The organism is Nocardiopsis synnemataformans (genome assembly GCF_965343085.1).
In the GTDB taxonomy this organism is placed as follows: Bacteria; Actinomycetota; Actinomycetes; order Streptosporangiales; family Streptosporangiaceae; genus Nocardiopsis; species Nocardiopsis alborubida.
Genome location: NZ_CBDRFA010000002.1, coordinates 137,605 through 153,313, shown reverse-complemented (window position 1 = coordinate 153,313; position 15,709 = coordinate 137,605). Strand labels below are relative to the sequence as shown.

Sequence of the window (15,709 nt, the reverse complement as noted above, 5' to 3'; positions counted from 1 at the left end):
CGTTTCTCCGCGTCCCCCCCCGCGTCCCCGCAGTTCCGGGCCCCGCACCCGGACCACCCGACCCCGCTCGCCGTGGCTACACTGCACGCGTGGCCATCCAGATCTCACCCAGCATCCTGAGCGCCGACTTCGCGCACCTCGCCGACGAAGCGGCCGCCGTGTCCCCGTCCGCCGACTGGCTCCACGTCGACGTCATGGACAACCACTTCGTCCCGAACCTGACGCTCGGCCTGCCCATCGTGGAGTCCCTGCTCAAGGCCACCGACACCCCCCTGGACTGCCACCTGATGATCGAGGAGCCCGACCGCTGGGCCCCGGCCTACGCCGAGGCGGGCGCGGGCAGCGTCACCATCCACGCCAAGGCCGCCGGGGCCCCCGTGCGCACGCTGCGCGAGATCCGCCGTCTGGGCGCCCGCGCGGGCCTGGCCCTCAACCCCGCCGAGGCCGTCGATCCCTACGCCGACCTCGTCGGCGAGATGGACATGCTCCTGCTCATGACCGTCGAGCCCGGATTCGGCGGACAGAAGTTCCTCGACGTGGTCCTGCCCAAGATCCGCCGCGCCCGTGAGATCCTCGACAGCCGCGAGGCCTCCGTCTGGCTCCAGGTCGACGGCGGCGTCAGCGACGAGACCATCGAGCGGGCCGCCGAGGCCGGAGCCGACGTCTTCGTCGCCGGTTCGGCCGTCTACGGGGCCCAGGACCCGGCCAAGGCCGTGGAGTCCCTGCGCGCCCTCGCCGCAGGGGCCTCCGCGAAGCCCTGACCCCGCCGTCACCGAACGTCCGTCTGCGCAACGATCGCGACACGGTTCCGCCCTCCGCTGGCCCCGTCCGGTGCCTCCCCCTATGCTGTGCGACTCGTAGTCGTGAATCTCGCTTGGTCGCGGCTCCGTCTTCCCCTCCGCCTTCGTGCGCGTGGGGGAGCGGCGCGGCGTGAGCGCGTTGCCAGGCGCGGACCCCCGGGAGTACGCGTTGAACGCTTGGACCGTCGAGCACCTGGCCATGGACGCGCTGTGGGAGGCGGAGACCGTCCCCATCCTCTGGCTCCAGGGCCTGGGGGACTGGCTCGCCCACCCGCTGGGCCTGGTTACCCACCTGGGCTCCCACACCCTCGTCATCCTCGCCCTCACCCTGGTCTTCTGGTGCGTCAACCCCGGCCTGGGTGCGCGCCTGTTCGTCGTGGTGGCCTCCTCCGGAGTGGTCAACCAGCTGTTCAAGTCCGTGCTCTACGGTGCCCGGCCGCCCTGGTTCGACGCCCGGGTCACGGCCCACACGAGTTCGGACAGCTTCGGGATCCCCTCCGGGCACACCCAGGGCGCCACCGTCACCTGGGGCTATCTCGGGATCAGGTCCGGCCGCCGCGCCGTGCTGTGGGCGGCGGCCGCCGTCATCGCACTCGTCTCGCTCTCGCGGATCTACCTGGGCGCGCACTTCGTCAGCGACGTCGTGGCCGGGCTGCTGGTGGGTGCCGCACTGCTGTGGGCGGTCCTGCGCTGGGAGGAGCGCGTCACCGCCTGGTGGCTGGGTCTGGGCACCGCCCGCTGGGTGGGCTACGCCCTGGCCGCCGCCCTGCTGCCCTGCCTGGCGGCCACCCTGTGGCAGCTGCTGGTGCGCGGCGACTGGACGGTCCCCGAGGAGTGGATCGGCGCCGTCCCCGCCGACCCGGCCGCCGAGACCCTCACCGGCCTGTACACGGTGGCCGGAACCCTGCTCGGCGGACTCGTGGGCTTCACCCTGCTCGCCCGGCGCGGCTGGTACAGCGCCGCGGGCACCCTGGCCTCCCGGGCCGCCCGCTTCGTCCTCGGCGTCTCGGTGATCGTGCTGGTGCAGGTGTTCGTGAGCGTGCTCTTCGGCCACCTGACCGGGCTCGCCGACGCCGCCGTGTCCTTCGTCGCCTACGGCGCGATCACCTTCTGGGCCTCCTTCCTGGCCCCGGAGGCCTTCGTCCGCAGCGGTCTGGCCGCCCGGCCCGAAACCGCGGCCGAAACCCCCTGAGCGGGCGGGACGCACGGCCGCGGCGACACGCCCGCCGGGGCCGCCCGCCCGAGCGCGCGCCGTCTCCGCCGACGGCGGCGGGGCCGAATGATTCGCGTCACACCGTCTAGGTGCTCCTGTTGACGAGGGGTTAGGATCCCTAGCAGCAAGTTCAACACGTGCTCCGGGGTCGGTGTAATTCCGAACCGGCGGTGACAGTCCGCGACCCGGCCGAGTCCATCGGCCGGTTGAACCGGTGGAATTCCGGTACCGACGGTGAAAGTCCGGATGGGAGGCAGTACGTGTCGGGACGGCCCCTCGCCGCCCGCGTCCGCTGACGCGCGGCCCCAGTGCCGTCCTGTTCGTGGACCCTTCTCCACGCGTCCCCTCACCCCGGAGCCACCAGGCGAAGGGAAGACAAGGACGTGTTCACCGGAATCGTCGAGGAACTCGGCGAGGTCGTCTCCATCCAGGCCGCGGGCACCACGGGTGAGGCCGCGCTGCTCACCGTCCGAGGCCCCCTGGTCAGCTCGGACGCCGGACACGGCGACTCCATCGCGGTCAACGGCGTGTGCCTGACCGTCGTCGACCGGGGCGAGGGCACCTTCACCGCCGACGTCATGAAGGAGTCGCTGGACCGCTCCAACCTCGGCGGCCTGGTCCCGGGCTCCCCCGTCAACCTCGAACGCGCCGCCCGCGCCGACGGCCGCCTGGGCGGCCACATCGTCCAGGGCCACGTCGACGGCACCGCCGCCCTGGTCTCCCGGAATCCCGGCGACAACTGGGACGTTCTGCGCTTCGGGCTGCCCGCACACCTCTCGCCGTACGTGGTCGAGAAGGGCTCGATCACCGTCGACGGCACCAGCCTCACCGTCTCCGCGGTCAGCGAGCCCGGCGCCGAGCAGGAGTTCTTCGAGGTCAGCCTCATTCCCGAGACCCTGCGGGCGACCACCCTGGGCGGCCTGGCCACCGGCGCCACCGTGAACATCGAGGTGGACGTCATCGCCAAGTACGTCGAGAGGATCACCGCCATGGCGGCGGTCCGTCCGCGGGTGTGAGCGCCCGCGCACGGCACGAGGGGGCGGACCCGCGAGGGCGGGCCGCCACCCGCTACACCACCCACATCCACGACCCATCCCAGGGAGCGGCCTTGACCGTCACCGAGCCCACCCCGGCCACGACACCGATCGACCAGGCCGTCGTCCTCGACCCGATCGAGGAGGCCATCGCCGAGTTCGCCGCGGGGCGGGCCATCGTGGTGGTGGACGACGAGGACCGCGAGAACGAGGGCGACATCATCTTCGCCGCCGAGCTCGCCACGCCCGAACTCCTGGCGTTCATGATCCGCCACACCTCCGGCGTGGTGTGCGTCCCCCTGGAGGGCGGGGACCTGGACCGCCTCGACCTGCCGCTGATGACCGCGCGCAACGAGGAGAGCCTGCGCACCGCCTACACGGTCACCGTGGACGCGCGCGAGGGCGTCACCACGGGGATCTCCGCCGCCGACCGGGCCCGGACCATCCGCCTGCTGGCCGCGGAGGGCAGCAGCCCCGCCGACTTCGTACGCCCCGGCCACGTCCTGCCGCTGCGCGCCCGCCCGGGCGGCGTGCTGGCCCGGCGCGGACACACCGAGGCCTCCGTCGACCTCGCCCGCCTGGCCGGTCTGCGTCCCGCGGGCGTGCTCGCCGAGGTCGTCAACGACGACGGCACCATGGCCCGCCTGCCGCGACTGCGCGCGTTCGCCGACGAGCACGGCCTCAAACTGGTCTCGGTCGAGCAGCTCGCCGCGTACCGGGAGGCCCTGGGCGAGGCGCTCACCGACGCCGAGGCCCACCCGCCGCTGGTCACCCGCGTGGTCGAGACGCGCATGCCCAACAGGTACGGCCAGTGGCGCGCGGTCGGGTACCGGGGCGCCGCCGACGGCGCCGAGCACGTCGCGCTGGTGTACGGGGACCTGACCGACGGCACGGACGTCCTGGCGCGCCTGCACTCGGAGTGCCTCACCGGCGACGCGTTCGGCTCCCACCGCTGCGACTGCGGCGCCCAGCTGGACGCCGCCATGGCCGACATCGCCGAGGAGGGGCGCGGGGTGGTCGTCTACCTGGGCGGCCACGAGGGCCGGGGGATCGGCCTGCTGCACAAGCTGAGCGCCTACAGCCTCCAGGACGAGGGGGCGGACACCGTGGACGCCAACCTGCGACTGGGCCTGCCCGCCGACGCGCGCGAGTTCGGCGCCGGGGCGCGGATCCTGGCCGACCTGGGAGTGTCGTCGGTGCGGCTGCTGACCAACAACCCCGCCAAGGCCGAGGCTCTGGAGCACCACGGGGTGCGGGTCAAGGAGCGGGTGGCGATGCCCTCCTTCGTCACCGAGGACAACATCGACTACCTGCGCACCAAGCGCGACCGCATGGGCCACGACCTGACCGGCGTCGTCCGCTGACCCCGGCCTCCCGGCGCGGCCGACCGGCCGCCGAAGGCCCCGCTCGGGGGGTTCCCGGCCGCAGCGCCGCCCCCGGCGGGCGCGGCGGCCCGGGCCCGCACAACACGTTCGGACAGAAAGCAGGAACCCATGAGTGGTGAAGGACGCCCCGACCGCAGCGGTGTCGACGCCTCGGGGATGTCGGTGGGCATCGTCGTGACCCGCTGGAACGCGGGCGTGGTCCAGCCGATGCTCACCAGGGCCCTGGACGTGGTGAGGTCCTCGGGCGCGGCCGAGCCCGCCGTGGTGGAGGTGGCCGGGGCGGTCGAGATCCCGGTGGTCGCCCAGGAGTTGGCCCGCAAGCACGACGCCGTGATCGCTCTGGGCGCGGTCATCCGCGGGGGCACCCCGCACTTCGACTACGTGTGCCAGTCGGTCACCCACGGCCTGAGCGAGGTGGCTCTGCGCCACTCCACCCCCGTGGGCAACGGCGTGCTCACCTGTGACACCCTGGAGCAGGCGCTCGACCGCGCCGGACTGCCGGGGAGCGCCGAGGACAAGGGTGCCGAGGCCGCGCTGGCCGCCCTGGAGACGGCGGTGGTCCTGCGCGGGCTGCGCCGCTGATCCGGCCCGGTGGCGCGCACGGTGACGGTGGTGGACCGCCCGCACACGCGGGTGGTCGAAGAGGTGTTGTGCGCGGGGACGCGGTCCGGAGGCGGTGAGCCGAGGGGCAGCGGCGAACACGGTCCAGAAGTGGAGCAGTTGGTGCGGACGAGGGAACAGCCCGTGGACGACGAGGCGTCGAGGCAGGCGGTGCTGCCCAGGACGTGGCGGCCCCGGTCGGTGCGGTGGGTCGCCTACGGCCTGGCGCTGCTGATCGTGGCGACCCTGGCGGTCCTGGCCGCGATCCTGCCGGGGAGCTGGGGGATCATGGACCGGGTCCTGATGGTGGGCCTGGGCCTGGCCATCGCGGCCGCCCTGCACCTGCTGGCCCGGCCGCGGCTGGTGGCCACCGAGGAGGGTGTGACGGTGGTCAACAGCATCCGCACCCACGTGCTGTCCTGGGCGGAGGTCGTGGACATGCGGATGCCCGAGGGAGAACCCTGGCCCTCGGCGGACCTGTCCGACGGTACGACCCTGGCGGTGATGGCCATCCAGAGCGCCGACGGCGAGACCGCACGGCTCGGACTGGAGGAGTTCCGGGCGCTGCTGCACGCGCGCGGCGAAGGCCGCGAGCCCGGCCGCTCGTAGGAACCTCCGGAGGGAGCCGCCCAATTCCTGAGGATCGGTGGCTCCCGAGTGTTGTGCGGGGCACATAGCTTGGTACCGAGAGCCATCGACGGAACGTGGAAGAGGTACCGCGTGCGCGACATCCGAGCGGCCGTGTCCGACCTGTACGCGTCGGGCGAGACGTTCGCGCTGGCCACCGTGATCGACACCTACAAGAGCGCGCCCCGCGACGCCGGGGCGGCGATGCTGGTCAGCGCCTCGGGGGAGGCCGTCGGCAGCGTGTCCGGCGGCTGCGTGGAGGGCGCGGTCTACGAGGAGGCCCTGGAGGTCATCCGCACGGGGGTCCCCGTGCGCCGCACCTACGGGGTCAGCGACGACGACGCCTTCAGCGTCGGCCTGACCTGCGGCGGAACACTGCACATGTTCGTCGAGCCGATCAGCCGGGCCGCCTATCCCCAGCTGGGTTCGGTGATCGGCGCGATCGACGAGCACCAGCCGGTCGCCGTGGCCACCATCGTCTCCGACCCCTCCGACCCGGGGCGGGTGGGGCGCCGGCGCGTGGTCTGGCCCGGCCACGCCGAGGGCGACCTGGGCAGCGACAGGCTGGCCGACGCCCTGGACGACGACGTGCGCGGCATGCTCGCCCAGGGCAGTACGGGCCTGCTGCGGTACGGCACCGACGGGCAGCGGCGCGGGGACGAGCTGGAGGTGTTCGTGCAGTCCTTCGCGCCCGCGCCCCGCATGCTGGTGTTCGGCGCGATCGACTTCGCGGCGGCCGTCGCCGACCTGGGCACCTATCTGGGCTACCGGGTGACGGTGTGCGACGCCCGGCCGGTGTTCGCGACGGCCAAGCGCTTCCCCACCGCCGAGGAGGTGGTGGTCAAGTGGCCGCACGTGTTCCTGGACGAGATCGCCGACCAGATCGACGAGCGCACGGCCATCTGCGTGCTCACCCACGACCCCAAGTTCGACGTGCCGGTGCTCAGCGTGGCCCTGCGCACCCGTGCCGGGTACATCGGCGCGATGGGGTCCCGGCGCACCCACGAGGACCGGCTGGAGCGGCTGCGCGAGGCCGGGGTGGGGGAGACGGAGCTGGCGCGCCTGCACTCGCCGATCGGCCTGGACCTGGGGGCGCGCACCCCGGAGGAGACGGCGGTGTCGATCGCCGCGGAGCTGGTGCAGGCCCGGTGGGGCGGCAGCGGGCGGGCCCTGCGCGAGACCAGCGGCCGGATCCACCACGAAACAACGGGTAAACCCCTGGTTCCGGCCGGATTCGGCCACCGTGTGAAGTGAACCGAAACCCGTCCGGCCCTGGAGTGCCTGGTCACGGCGGGTCCCCGGGGACGGTCGCGGAACACGTCCGGACGGGCTGCGCCAGGTCGCCCCTCCTCCGTGCCCGTGCGTGGCATCATCACGTCATGGGTACTGGGGGGCAGGAGCAGGGCAGGGAGCGGACGCGTACGGGCCCGGTGGCGGGCCTGCTGTTGGCCGCGGGTTCGGGGAGCAGACTCGGGCGTCCCAAGGCGCTGGTCGAGGTGGGCGGCGAACGCCTGGTCGACCGCGGCGTGCGTACGCTGACCGAGGGCGGTTGCGTCCCCGTCATGGTGGTGCTGGGTGCCGCCGACACCCCGGTGCGCGGCGCCCACACGGTGCACAACCCCGACTGGCGGACCGGCATGGGATCCTCGGTGCGCGCCGGGATCGACGCCCTGCCCGACACGGTCGACGCCGTGCTGATCGCGCTGGCCGACCAGCCCCTGGTCACTCCCGAGGCGGTGCACCGCCTGGTGGAGGCGCACGAGCAGGGCGCCCGCGCCGCGGTGGCCACCTACCACGGCAACCAGCGCAACCCCGTGCTGCTGGGCCGCGAGCACTGGTCGACGGCCTACGCCATGGCCGTGCACGACGTGGGGGCGCGCCCGTTCCTGCGCGCGTACTCCCATCTGGTCACCGCCGTGGCCTGCGACGACATCGCCAGTCCGGAGGACATCGACACGGCGGAGGACCTGGAGCGGCTCAGCGACGTGCTGGGCAGGGAGCCCTCCGGCTCGGGCTGAGTCCCCGTGCCGCGGGCCGTGTCCGGTGCCGGTACGCGAGCCCCCTGCGCGGCTGCCCTTCCGTGGGCCGCGTCGCCGGGTCGCCCGACCGCGGGCACTCCCGGCGCGGCCGGGCCCGCGGTTCGAGTCACGAACACGGTGCGCACTGGTGCGTCGGCGCCCGGGCTCAGCTCAGGCCAGGGGCTCGGCGAGGATGCCGAACACGTGCGCGGTCGACTCCCCCGGGGCGAGCACGATCAGGTCGGTGCCGGTGGCCAGCGCGTTGGCCGGGCAGGTCATGGGCTCGGCGGCCAAGTGGGCCCGGTGGTCGTCCCCGCCGAGGGTGTCCGCGCTGAACAGCTGCAACCAGCCGAAGCTGCGGTCGCACCACAGCGACACCCGGTGCTCCGGGCCGCTCGCCCGCACCCACGCGCGCCCGTCGGCGTCCCGCTCCAACGCGGAGAAGGCGGTGTCCAGGACGGTGTCACCCAGCTGGCGGCCCGGCGTGCGGAAGTCGAAGTCGCCGCCGTCCACGGGTACGGGGTCTCCCACGGGCAGCATCTGCCCGTCCACCGGCTGCCGGATGCCGGCGGTGACCTCCAGCGCGAGCTCGCCGCGCGCGGCCAGCACCGAAACCGGCTCGCCCAGGGTCAGGTAGGGGTGGAAGCCCAGCCCGAACGGCGCGGGGGAGTCGCCCCGGTTGCGGGCGGTGGTGGCGACCGTCAGCCCGTCGGCGGTGAGCCGGTAGGCGACGGTCATCTCCAGGGGGAAGGGGAAGCCGGGTCCGCCCTCGAAGTCCAGCCGCAGTTCGACCGTGTCCTCGGACACCCTCTTCGGTGTCCACGTCCGGTCGTGGACCAGGCCGTGGATGGCCGTGCCCGTCGCCGGGTCGTTGGGTTCCGGGTGGTGCTCGACCCCGTCGAAGCGGTAGCCGTTCTCGGTCACGCGGTTGGGCCACGGCGCCAGCACCTGGCCCTGGAAGGCCTTGGGCCCGTCCCCGTCGTAGGGCCAGACCACGTCGCGGCCGCGCCAGGTGAGTGCCCGCAGTCCCGCTCCCGTGCGGTCGACGCGCGCTCGGTACTCTCCCGAGCGCAGCTCGATCACCTCACCCACCTGACACCTGCTTCCCCGTCGTCGCCATGCGTCCGTGTGCCGAACCGGGCGATCATAGCCCACACGCCCCGCCGGGGGGACACGGCGGGACACGTGACGCGTGTGACGGAAGTTGTTCAGGCGAGCAGGCCGTCCAGGGGGATCAGCACGCCCGAGCCCAGCGCCAGCAGGCCCGTGGACAGCAGCACCACCACCATGAACAGCGTTCCCACCACGGCCAGGCGGAAGGCCCCCAGCCGTCGCCGGGCCCGCGAGGTGGGCTTCCTGCTGGCCGCCGAGCGGCCCAGCGCCAGCAGCAGCACCGACAGCAGCACCGGCAGCCACCACGCGGCGCCGACGCCACCGGGCAGCAGGCCGGTGACGACCCCGGTGACCTCCGACAGCCAGCCCAGGACGGCGCCGTCGCTGGCGTCCAGCAGTCCGGTGTAGGCCGAGGTCACGAACTCGCTCTCGGGGTAGAACCCCTCCTGCGGGCGCATCACACGGCCCAACCCGTCCAGGAGCCCGAGCAGTGCCGCGGGGTAGGCGAACCGGCGACACTTGCCCGCCTTCATCGCCCGCTGGATCTGGCCCATGGTCCTGTCGGCCCGGCGCCTGCGGCGTTCCTGTTCCCGGGGGTCGAGCGAGGGGTCCTGCGTTCCCGCGGGGTTGTAGGGGTGCGGAGCGGTCGGGTCCTCCGGGCGGCCGGGCGCGGAGGACCCGGCGGCGCGCCTGCGGACTCCGGCCGCCTTCTGGCGGACCTGCGACCAGCGCTCACCGGCCGAACCGGCCAGCGACGCCCACCGGTCCTGGCGGCGCGCCCTGCCGTCGGCGCGCTCGCGCTCGGCGATCCCGCCGCCCACCCGGGCCGCCTCGGGCAGCAGGAGCACCGCCGTGATCAGGGCGCCCCGGGTGGCCAGGGCGTCGCGGCCGTTGGCGTCGCGCAGGGCCAGGCGCCGTTGCTCCACCCACCACGGGGCGTGCGGGGCGGCGGTGCGCTGGCGCGGGTGCCAGGACTGGCGGCGCAGCAGCGACCGGCTCCGGGACGCGGTGTCGGGGAGCAGGACCAGTTCGACCGCCCTGGCCCAGGCGGTGTCGGTCTCGTGGGTGTCCGGGCGCCGGGGCGCGTCGGGGCCCGAACCGACCAGCCGGTCGACGTTCTCGGACACCTTGCGCATGATCAGGGGCACCTCGTGCTGGACGCGCTCCAGCAGGGCGCACCGCCCCGAACCGCCCGAGCGGCAGGCCGGGTGCGGGCACCAGTGCTGGGAGCCCAGTCCCACCGCGCCCGAGGTCACGGCCTCGCGCACCACCGCGTGGCGGCTGGCGTCGCCGGTGGCCAGTTCCAGCAGCCCGTCGGCGCTGATCTCGTGGCCGCGGAAGCGCGGCGGCATCCCGGGCACGTACCGGGCGGCCAGCGCGCTGATCGCCACGTGCGCCTGTTCGGGGTGGGCGTCCAGACCGGTCAGGTAGGCGCGGTCGAAGGTGTAGTCGTTGACCTCGCGGTCCAGCCAGCTGCGCAGCTGCGACCAGTGGGTGCGCAGCCACATGGCGCCGGTCTCGGAGCGGTCGAGCAGGTCGAAGGCCAGGCTCGGCGGGTCCTCGTGGCTGGTCCCGGCGAACTCGATGGGGCGCAGGCGGCTCACCGCGCGGATCCGCGGGCGCTCGCCCGCCAGCCACTGCACGACCTCGTCGTAGCCCCAGCGGGCCGACGGGGCGAGCGCGAGCAGGCCGCGGGCCAGCAGGCGCCAGCGCTCGTCGGTGATCGCGGAGATGTCCACCTCGGTGTTGCGGGCGGTCAGCCAGTTGCCGCCGCGCTCGGGGCGGCGTCCGGCCACCAGCTCGTGCACGATCACGCCCAGGGACCACCAGGCCGCGGGCGCCTCGCGGCGGCCCTCGACGACCTCCGGCGCGGCGTAGTCCTCGGTGACCGCCAGCCCGCCGTAGACGCGGCTCATGGTGGCGCGCACGGCGCCGCCGAAGTCGGTGAGCGCCACGACCGGCGGGTCCAGGGACCGCACCAGCAGGTTCTCGGGTTTGACGTCGGTGTGGTTGTGCTGGAGCTCGTCCTGCCAGTGGTGCAGGCACTCGGCGACGGCGGAGACCACGGCGCGGGCGCGCTCGTCCGGCAGCGGGGCCTGGTCGATGAGCGCGCGCAGCGAGCCGTGGGAGAAGTACTCCTGGGCCTCCCAAGCCAGGTCCTCGCCCCAGGAGCTGGCGGCGGTGCCGTACCCCTGGATGGCGGGGGTGTGCGGTGAGGCGGTGCCGCGGGCGCGCAGGCGGTCGAGGAGTTCGCGGTTGATGTCGTGGCCGGGCCGGTACACCTTGAGCGCGAGCCTGCGCCCGGGGGAGTCGGTGGGCTCGGCCAGGTAGACGACGGCCTCGCCGCCCGCGCCGATGTGGTCGAGCACGCGGTAGCGGCGGCGCAGTTCGGCGGGGACGGCGTAGTCGAGGTCGCTCGCGGGGCCGACCACCACGCGCGAGACCAGGCGGGCCATCCAGTCCAGGAGCGGGCCGAACAGGGTCCGCCACCAGGGCGCGCGGCCGTCGACGCGGCCGTCGCCCGGGATGGTGCGGGCGGGGCGCGTTCCCGGGGCCCCGGCGGCTGTGCGGGTGGCGTCGGCCTGACCGGCGCCGGGCAGGACGCTGGTGCGGTCCGCGGCCGGGGAGGACACACGGGTGGGCTCGGTGTCGTCCCCCGGGGCTGTCCCCGGGCGGAACACACGGGTGGCCCAGCGCGTGCGTCCCGCACGCGTGTGGTCCTCACCGGGGCCGATGCGTGTGGTGGGCGCGGTGGGTTCGATCCGCTGGGTCGGCGCGTTCTCGTCACCGGGGTCGGGCGTGACCATCGGGGTCGGAGCCATCCTTCGGATAGGCGTTCGTGTCGTGGACCTGCGGGGGAACGAGGATCCCTCCAGGGTAGGTCCACGCGGCGCGGTTCGCGCGCCGTTGACCCGGGCCCCGGTGCGGGTTCCTCGACGTAGCCCCTCGTTCCTTTGACTCCCCGCGGGCGCGTGGAGTTCCACCCGGGGTGCGAAACGGTGCGTGTGGGACCGGACACGGGACGAAGCGGACGGTGCCGTCGCCCTCCGCGCGCCTCAGTGCCGCCCGCTCAGTGCCGCCCGCTCAGTGCCGCCCGCGCGGGGCCACGCCCCTGCCGCACGAGGGCCCGGACCTGTCCGAGGTCCTCAGTGCCGCCCGCGCGGGGCCACGCCGAGCTTCTCGCAGGCCTCCTGGTGCATGCGCACGACCTCGGCGCGGATCTGGGCGCGCTCGGTGAGCGGCCGCGCCCACGGCACGCGCACGGCGTGCTCGGTCCCCTCCACGGTGACCGCGTAGTCGCCGCCGTCGCCGTCCAGGCCCGTCATGCGCGCGGCGGTGGCCTCGGGCCGACCGCCCAGCGCGCGGCAGATGAGCAGGGTGTCCTCGGGGTGGTCGCCGTTCATGTGGGCGGTGACGGCGGCGACGACCTCGGGGGAGAAGGGGTTGGACGGGGACACGGGACCTCCTGGCCGGCGGGTGGCGCGCACGCGTGACACGAGCGGGGGGAGGGCTGTGCGCCCTCCCCCCGCTGACGATATCCGAGCGGCCCCGAAGGTGATGACGGTGTGTCGTCAAAACTTCCGGGAGGCCGCTCCGCCCCGCCCGTTCCCCCGCCCCCTCCGGCCCGGAGTCCGCCCGGCCGTCACGGGTGCTCTCAGGCCTGGCGGGTGAACTCGGCGTCGATGTCGATGGTGATCTTGTCGCCGACGACCACGCCGCCGCCGTCCATCGGCATCTCGATGTCCACGCCGAACTCCTTGCGGCTGATCTGCGTGGAGCCGGTGAAGCCGGCGCGGTTGAGACCGTAGGGGTCGATGGTGGAGCCGTTGAACTCCAGCGCGATCTCGATGGGGCGGGTGTTGCCCTTGATGCTCAGCTCGCCCCGCAGGACGAAGTCCTCGCCCTTGGCGACGGCGCCGGTGGAGCGGAAGGTGAACTCCGGGTGCTCCTCGACATTGAAGAAGTCGGCGGAGCGGATGTGGTTGTCGCGGTCACCGTTGTCGGTGTTGATCGAGCTGGCGTCGATGGTGGCCTCGACGGACGCCTGGGCGGGGTCCTCGGGCACCGTCAGCGTGGCGTCGAACTTCTCGAACCGCCCGCGGACCTTGCTGACCATCATGTGGCGTACGGAGAAGCCGACCACGCTGTGGGCGGTGTCGATCTTCCAGGTTCCGGCCTGAAGTTCCTGCGCTGCCATGGTGTCTCCCTGTCGGGTCGGTGGACCCGGGGTCGGGCCCATTCGCTGAGGTGTAACAAGGCATCTTAGAAGAATCTTCCTTGGAAGAGGAGTTTAGGCAATGCCGGGCGCTCGTGCAAGGCGTTCTTCCGCCGCGCGTCGTCGTGGGACTCGGCGGTGTGGCGAGGCGGAGGTTTCGGACACGCCGCTACGATGGGCCGCATGGAGAACGCCGGGTGGCTCGACGTCGGAGAACAGCACGTCTGGCGTGGTTTCCTCAGGATGAACGCCTGGGTCTACGACGAGCTGGAGAAGGACCTGCGCGCCCGTACCGGGCTCTCGCTCATCGAGTACGGCATCCTCGTGCACCTGTCCGAGGCCGAGGGGCAGCGCATGCGCATGCGGGTGCTCGCCGACAGCGTCATCGTGTCCAAGAGCAGGCTCTCCCACCAGGTCGCACGGCTCGAACGCGGCGGCTACGTGCACCGGGAGCACTGCGACGACGACCGCCGCGGGCTGTGGGCCGTGCTCAGCGAGAAGGGCTCCCTCCTCCTGCGCCAGGCCGCGCCCGGACACGCCACACGCGTGCGCTCGCTGATCTTCGACCGCCTCAGCGGGGAGCAGGTCGCCCAGCTCGGCTCGATCATCGGGGCGCTGGAGGACGGCGGGGCCGCCCGGCGGGGGTAAAGGTCCGTGCGTGCCGTACCCGTGGGTCCGAGCGTTTCGTGTGTCCGAATCCTCGGGGTCGGCCGGGACTCGGGCGCGCATCGTCCGATTCGCGCCGCTTCGCGCGTGCGCGATACGGGTCCCGCACCCCACCGGTAGAGTCGGTGCACGTGAGCAGACCATCCATCATCGGCGCCCAGAACTTCCGCGACGACGACGGCAGCGTCGATCCCGAGGTCGAGGCACGCCTGCGCGAACACGCGTCGGGTGAGACGGGCGACCGCCAGGTGCTGGCCGCGCTCAGCGGAACCCGCGTGCTCATCCCCGTGGTCGCCGTGGCCACCGAGACCGAGGAGGGCGTCGGCGGGCTCACCAGGGACAAGAACAGCGAGGTCGCCGTCCCGATCATGACCGGCAGGGACGGGCGGCGCGGCATGCTCGCCTTCACCTCCGTGGACGCGGTCCGCCGCTGGCGCCCGGACGCGCGCCCCGTCCCCTTCACCGTCAGGGACGCCTGCCAGGCGGCCCTGGAGGAGGAGGCGGACGCGCTGGTGCTCGACGTGGCCGGTCCCGTGCCCTACACCGTGCAGGGGCCCTTCCTCAGCATGCTCGCCGAGAACGGCGCCGTTCCCGAGCCCAAGGACGACCCGCAGGTCCTCGGACTCATCCACCAGATCACCCAGGTCGAATTCGGCATCGAGCGCGTCCGCATCCACCCCTCCGAGCGCGGCGAGATCGGCATCCGCCTCGAACTCGACGAGCGCGACGACGAGGTCCTGCGCCGTGTGGCCGAGAGGCTCACCGCCGAACTGCGGTACGTGCTGCCCGGGGGCATCGAACTGAGCGCCGTCGTGCGCGCCCGGCGCGACGACGCGTCCCCGAACGGGCCCGGGGCCGCCGACCAGGACTGACGCCCGGCCCCGCGTGTCCGGCCGGACACGCGGGCCCCGCGGGTCCCGGCCGCCGCGCGCCTTCGTCCCGTGCGCCCCGTGCGGGCGTGCGGTGCCACGGCGTTCGCGGGCCTGGAGTTTTCCACAGGCCAAGCCAGGCGGTGTCGCCACGGGCCCCGGAAGGGTAGCTTCCCACCATGCCCACCCCCTCGACACTCCTCCTCCACCCGCACCTGTGGACGGTCACCGTCGCCGTCCTGCTCGCCCTGCTCGGAGTGGTGGTGGGCCAGGTCAACGGCCGCCTCGTCCACCTCTTCGGCCCCGCCAGCCCGCCGCGGGCACCCGCCTCCCGCGGTTCGCTCACACCCCGCGCCGACCGGCACGTCCAGCCCGCGCGCGACGACGCCACCACGGTCCCCGACACCGGCGAGGACGTGCGCGGTGAGCGCCGACTCCCACCGGAGGACGACGACGAGGGCCCGCCGCCGCCCCGCTGTCCCCACTGCCGCGCCGAGCTGCGTTTCCTGCGCTGGTTCCCCGCCGTGGGGGCCCGGACGTTTCGAAGACGGGGGGCCTGCCCCCACTGCGAGCAGGTCATCCGATCCCACCCCGCGGTCGTCGTCGTGACCGCCGCGCTCTTCGGCTGCGTCGGCCTGTGGGCCACCCTCCAACCCGACTGGTGCCCCTTCGGCGTACTGGCCGTGCTCTGGCTGACCGCCGTCGGCGTGCCGCTGGCCGTCATCGACCTGCGGGTCATGCGCCTGCCCGACGCCGTCGTCCTCCCCGCCTACCCCGTCGCCGCGGCCCTGATCGGGATGGCCGTCCTGCTGCCCCCCGAGGGCCCCGACACCGACCGGGCCGCGGGGGCGCTCGCCAGCATGGCCCTGGTCACGGTGCTGTACTGGCTGCTGTGGCGGGTGCACAGCGCGGGGCTGGGGTTCGGCGACGTCAAGCTCTCCGGGCTCACCGCGCTGTACGCGGGGTGGGCGGCGGGGACCTTCGGCGCGCTGGTCGCCGTGTTCTGGGCCTTCGCGGCCTTCTCCCTGGTGGGAATCGTGCTCATGGCGCTGCGAAGGCTCACCCGCAGGGACCCCTTCCCCCTCGGCCCGTTCATGCTCGCCGCCGCGCTGGCCACCGTCCTGGCGGGAGGAGCGCTGTTTCCACAACCCTGAACCCGGGGGCGCCA

15 protein-coding genes and 1 riboswitch are annotated in these 15,709 nt (G+C 73.7%); of the genes, 11 read left to right on the top strand and 4 right to left on the bottom strand.

Features of this window, described 5'->3' with window-relative positions:
* Positions 1–89: 89 nt before the first annotated feature.
* The 8 genes from rpe to ACSIH6_RS01695 all read left to right on the top strand — a co-directional run bounded on the left by rpe (position 90) and on the right by ACSIH6_RS01695 (position 7,677).
* A complete protein-coding gene (rpe, locus tag ACSIH6_RS01730) occupies positions 90–761 on the top strand; it encodes a ribulose-phosphate 3-epimerase (RefSeq protein ID WP_435105832.1) in 672 nt (223 codons plus the stop codon).
* Between the two features lie 238 nt (positions 762–999).
* Complete coding sequence (locus ACSIH6_RS01725; RefSeq protein ID WP_435105988.1) at positions 1,000–1,992, top strand: phosphatase PAP2 family protein; 993 nt, start codon at positions 1,000–1,002, stop codon at positions 1,990–1,992.
* Positions 1,993–2,146: 154 nt separating this feature from the next.
* A riboswitch (FMN riboswitch) is annotated at positions 2,147–2,277 on the top strand.
* Positions 2,278–2,396: 119 nt separating this feature from the next.
* A complete protein-coding gene (locus ACSIH6_RS01720; RefSeq protein WP_435105830.1) occupies positions 2,397–3,029 on the top strand; it encodes a riboflavin synthase in 633 nt (210 codons plus the stop codon).
* A gap of 92 nt (positions 3,030–3,121) precedes the next feature.
* A complete protein-coding gene (locus tag ACSIH6_RS01715; RefSeq protein WP_435105828.1) occupies positions 3,122–4,411 on the top strand; it encodes a bifunctional 3,4-dihydroxy-2-butanone-4-phosphate synthase/GTP cyclohydrolase II in 1,290 nt (429 codons plus the stop codon).
* 129 nt (positions 4,412–4,540) lie between these two features.
* Positions 4,541–5,014 carry a 6,7-dimethyl-8-ribityllumazine synthase gene (ribH, locus tag ACSIH6_RS01710; RefSeq protein ID WP_435105826.1) on the top strand — a complete coding sequence of 158 codons (474 nt, stop codon included), beginning with the start codon at positions 4,541–4,543 and terminating at the stop codon, positions 5,012–5,014.
* Between the two features lie 162 nt (positions 5,015–5,176).
* Positions 5,177–5,641, top strand: a complete 465-nt coding sequence (locus tag ACSIH6_RS01705) for a PH domain-containing protein (RefSeq protein ID WP_435105986.1) — start codon at positions 5,177–5,179, stop codon at positions 5,639–5,641.
* 111 nt (positions 5,642–5,752) lie between these two features.
* A complete protein-coding gene (locus tag ACSIH6_RS01700; protein WP_435105824.1) occupies positions 5,753–6,913 on the top strand; it encodes an XdhC family protein in 1,161 nt (386 codons plus the stop codon).
* 176 nt (positions 6,914–7,089) lie between these two features.
* Positions 7,090–7,677, top strand: a complete 588-nt coding sequence (locus tag ACSIH6_RS01695) for a nucleotidyltransferase family protein (protein ID WP_435105984.1) — start codon at positions 7,090–7,092, stop codon at positions 7,675–7,677.
* Between the two features lie 171 nt (positions 7,678–7,848).
* Here ACSIH6_RS01695 and ACSIH6_RS01690 read toward each other — a convergent pair whose 3' ends face one another.
* The 4 genes from ACSIH6_RS01690 to ACSIH6_RS01675 form a co-directional block, all read right to left on the bottom strand.
* Entirely contained in the window at positions 7,849–8,769 is a 921-nt protein-coding gene (locus ACSIH6_RS01690) for an aldose 1-epimerase family protein (RefSeq protein ID WP_435105822.1), read from the bottom strand.
* A gap of 116 nt (positions 8,770–8,885) precedes the next feature.
* On the bottom strand, positions 8,886–11,597 hold the full coding sequence (locus tag ACSIH6_RS01685; RefSeq protein WP_435105982.1) for a protein kinase domain-containing protein: 2,712 nt from the start codon (positions 11,595–11,597) through the stop codon (positions 8,886–8,888).
* Positions 11,598–11,936: 339 nt separating this feature from the next.
* The gene (locus ACSIH6_RS01680; RefSeq protein ID WP_435105820.1) at positions 11,937–12,248 is read right to left on the bottom strand and encodes a DUF2470 domain-containing protein; all 312 of its coding nucleotides are present in this window, start codon (positions 12,246–12,248) and stop codon (positions 11,937–11,939) included.
* A gap of 197 nt (positions 12,249–12,445) precedes the next feature.
* Positions 12,446–12,988, bottom strand: coding sequence for a YceI family protein (locus tag ACSIH6_RS01675; RefSeq protein WP_435105818.1), 543 nt, complete (start codon positions 12,986–12,988; stop codon positions 12,446–12,448).
* A 201-nt stretch (positions 12,989–13,189) separates the two neighbouring features.
* On the opposite strand from ACSIH6_RS01675, the gene ACSIH6_RS01670 reads away from it, so the two are divergent.
* From ACSIH6_RS01670 to ACSIH6_RS01660, 3 genes are all read left to right on the top strand, one after another.
* The gene (locus tag ACSIH6_RS01670) at positions 13,190–13,654 is read left to right on the top strand and encodes a MarR family winged helix-turn-helix transcriptional regulator (protein ID WP_435105816.1); all 465 of its coding nucleotides are present in this window, start codon (positions 13,190–13,192) and stop codon (positions 13,652–13,654) included.
* 149 nt (positions 13,655–13,803) lie between these two features.
* Positions 13,804–14,544, top strand: a complete 741-nt coding sequence (locus ACSIH6_RS01665) for an SseB family protein (RefSeq protein WP_435105814.1) — start codon at positions 13,804–13,806, stop codon at positions 14,542–14,544.
* Between the two features lie 176 nt (positions 14,545–14,720).
* Positions 14,721–15,695, top strand: a complete 975-nt coding sequence (locus ACSIH6_RS01660) for a prepilin peptidase (protein ID WP_435105812.1) — start codon at positions 14,721–14,723, stop codon at positions 15,693–15,695.
* Positions 15,696–15,709: the final 14 nt, after the last annotated feature.